Consider the following 2,930-nt stretch of genomic DNA (forward strand, 5'->3'; position numbering starts at 1 on the left):
CCCCATGCGGACCGCCGTTGCCGTCGTCATCGCGACCGCCCCGTTGATGGCGGCAGCTCCTCTCGCCGCGGCCGCGCACTCGCCGGTCACTGTGCGGGCTCCGGCGGTCTCCGTCGCCGACAACGAAACCGCGCCTACTGAGCCGCCGGCGGCTACGCCCAGAGCGAGGTCATCGACCTCCTCGCCTCCATGGTGAGCTGACCTGATCCCTCGGTGGGGCGGACCATCCGCCCGCCCCACCCCTGTACTTGAGGAGCCGTCATGACGCAGCACCCCCACCGCACCGCCACTCTCCAGGACCTGATCGCTTCCCTAGGCGTGCTCCTGGTCATACCCGCTCTCGTCCTGCGCCGCGCCGGCCGCGACGGCACGCACCCGGATCTCGTCGCCGGCTCCTGGGGGCTGCAGGGCCTGGCCCTGCTGGCGGTCCTCGCCGGCATGTCTCTCGCCCTGGTCCGTGGGAGCCGGCCCTCACCGGGCATGTGGGTCCTGCTGGCCCTGTGGACCGCCGGGACGGGGACGGCCCTTCTGGCCCCCCACTGGTAGAGCCAGCCCCCCGCCCCTGGGGGGGGCGTCCACCGGGCGTAGCCGATCCGCAGGTGTTCCGCCTCGGTGGCGTGGTGCGGATACCGGTGGATCACCGCCGCTACGGCCCGCCACCCTTCATCCCCGAGGGTCGCGGAGGCGGTCGAGGGCCTGGCGGACGAGCGGTTCGTGCTGTCGCGAACCGAGCACCTGACGGAACTGCAGCGCCAGACCTTCAGGGAGTGCCCCGGCGAGATCCAGGGCCCGGTGGGTGGCGTGGACGGCGACGTCGACCTCGCCGAGGGCCAGGTGGGTCTCCACGGCGTAGCGCAGCCACTGGGCGGTGTAGGGGGAGGGCGGGCAGGACTGCGGAGTGGTGAGATGCTCGGTGAGCGGCCCGAACTGCCTCCGAGCGGTCTTCAACCGGCCGAGGTGGAGCGAGACCAGCGCACGGTTGACGGCCACCGCGTGATGCCGGGCGGCCATCTCGGCGGTGGTCGCGCCACGGGTGACGGCCCGGGACGCGTAGTCGAGTGCCTGCCGGGACGCAGCGCGGTCCGCGAGGTGCGCCAAGGCGAGCGCGCGGTGGCCGTGGAACTGGACGTCGGTCCCCGGCGCGGGACGCGGGTCGGCGGCGCGGGCAGCCCGCAGGAGCATGAGAGCGTCGGAGGGGCTGCCGGCAAGCAGGTGACGCAACGCGAGACGTGTCAGTGCTGCCGATGTAAGGGGCCGGCTGCCCGACGCGGCCGCGGCACGCAGCGCGGCCAGTACGTGCCGTTCGGCGCGGGTCTCCTCGCCGGCCGCGCTGCTGAGCCACGCGCACAGCATGCTGGTACGGGCGGCGAGGTGGTAGAGGAGCCCGGACACGGGAAGACCGCCAGGCGGGGTGGTGATCAGGGTGACGAGGTGGCGGTGCTCGGACAAAGCCGCCGTGTAGAGCGCGTCAAGCGGCAGGAGGGTGCCGTTCTCGTGTTCCTCAAGGGCCTCGATGCGGGCCTGCGCCCAGTCCAGGCGCTCGGTGAGAGGGCCGGCTGCGTCCAGGACGGCTGCGTCGGCGGCCTCGGCGAGGCGGACGAGCGCGCCGCGGACCTGTTCGGCCAGCGCCCGCCCCTCCAGCAGGAGGGAGGGCGAGCGGGGTGCGTCGGCCAGGTGGAGGGTGCTGTCCAGGACGAGCGCGGCGCCTTCGCCGGTGTGGGGAGCGCTCAGCAGGCCGGCGTCACGGCTGGCCAGGTACAGCCAGTGGGGCCATCCCAGGCGGCACACCTCGGTGGCCGGGACGTGGTGGATGTGCGCCATCGCCAGCTGCGCGGAGTGTTCGGGTATCGTGCGGCCCGACTCCCAGCGGGAGACCTTCTCACGTCGTGCGGCCATGTCGCCGAGACCGAGCGCGGCGTGCGTCTCGGCGACCAGCCGGGCATAGGCGGGATGGGAGAGCCCGGCTGCCGCCCGCAGCTGAGCGAGGGGGTGCAGCGTCACGGAGGTGAAGCCTCGGCGTAGGGGAACGGGGCCGGAAAACCGGCCTGGACGTTTCCGATGCTACGGAGCCCCTCGCGCCGGGGCGACCCGTCGAGGCACCCCCCTGGGCACCACCCTTTCCCGCCCATGCGTCGACCTCGTGGGCCTCCTCGGCGCCTCGACTATCGGTGTGCAGGGGTGCGCGCGGGCGCTCCCCAACGCCCGCGCTAGGCGCTCTCCAGCTTCCGGGCCACGTCCTGGCGTAGTTTCGGCAGCATCGCGTACAGCTTGGCGCCGGGGCAGGCGGTGGTGCTGATGAAGTCCCGGTGCCCGTAGATCGCGGCGGGGGCGAGGTTGTACTGGCGGCAGATGGGGGCGCACAGGTCGGCGAGGGCGGAGAACTGCACGGCGGGAGGCTCCACGCTCAGGTGGGTGCCCTCGTGTCCCCGGCTTCCAGGGCGGCCAGGCTGTCGTGGCGGCCTTCCAGGATGAAGGCGCCCCCGTGTCGATCCAGCCGTTGACGTCCATGTCGTGGTTTTGGATCTACCGGGCCGGCGGGTGGGCCCGGACGCGTGAGTAGTCGGTCACGTTCGCCGTGGCGGTGTGGACGATGATCCGGTCGGGGCGGACATCGAGGTCCGCCACATCCTCGGACGGTTCGCGGGCACCCCAGCCTTCGCAGTCGGTGACCTGGGGCGCCGGGGCCCCGTGCCGGCCTCCGGACCGTCGGGGGCCGGAGGCGGCGCGGGCCAGGCCAGGGGCGGCGGCGGGCAGGTTGGTGGCGGCTCCGAAAGCGGGTCCCGCCGGCGGACGCGGGTGCGGGCTGGTGCCTGCGAGCCCGAGGCCGTGCGGGCGGCGCTGCGGGGCCCGGACCAGGTGGCGGCCCCGCGCCGCCGCCGGGACCTGCCTGCCCTGCTGGACCGGTACGTGCCCCTGGGCCCGGACCAGGC

General features: G+C 74.0%; 3 protein-coding genes and 1 pseudogene. 1 reads left to right on the plus strand and 3 read right to left on the minus strand.

The window, feature by feature from the left end; all coding sequences use genetic code 11:
- The first annotated feature begins 261 nt into the window (after positions 1-261).
- Complete coding sequence (locus tag VR44_RS11515) at positions 262-546, plus strand: hypothetical protein (protein WP_045947345.1); 285 nt, start codon at positions 262-264, stop codon at positions 544-546.
- A 117-nt stretch (positions 547-663) separates the two neighbouring features.
- Here the strand turns inward: VR44_RS11515 and VR44_RS11520 are convergent, their stop codons facing one another.
- The 3 genes and pseudogenes from VR44_RS11520 to VR44_RS47050 all read right to left on the minus strand — a co-directional run.
- Positions 664-2,001 carry an NsdA family TPR-like regulatory protein gene (locus tag VR44_RS11520; RefSeq protein ID WP_045947346.1) on the minus strand — a complete coding sequence of 446 codons (1,338 nt, stop codon included), beginning with the start codon at positions 1,999-2,001 and terminating at the stop codon, positions 664-666.
- Between the two features lie 206 nt (positions 2,002-2,207).
- Positions 2,208-2,387, minus strand: coding sequence for a peptidoglycan recognition protein family protein (locus tag VR44_RS47045; RefSeq protein WP_245691704.1), 180 nt, complete (start codon positions 2,385-2,387; stop codon positions 2,208-2,210).
- 136 nt (positions 2,388-2,523) lie between these two features.
- Positions 2,524-2,930, minus strand: a pseudogene (locus tag VR44_RS47050) (hypothetical protein); the annotation flags it as partial.

It is taken from the genome of Streptomyces katrae (assembly GCF_000966975.1).
GTDB classification, from domain to species: Bacteria; Actinomycetota; Actinomycetes; order Streptomycetales; family Streptomycetaceae; genus Streptomyces; species Streptomyces katrae.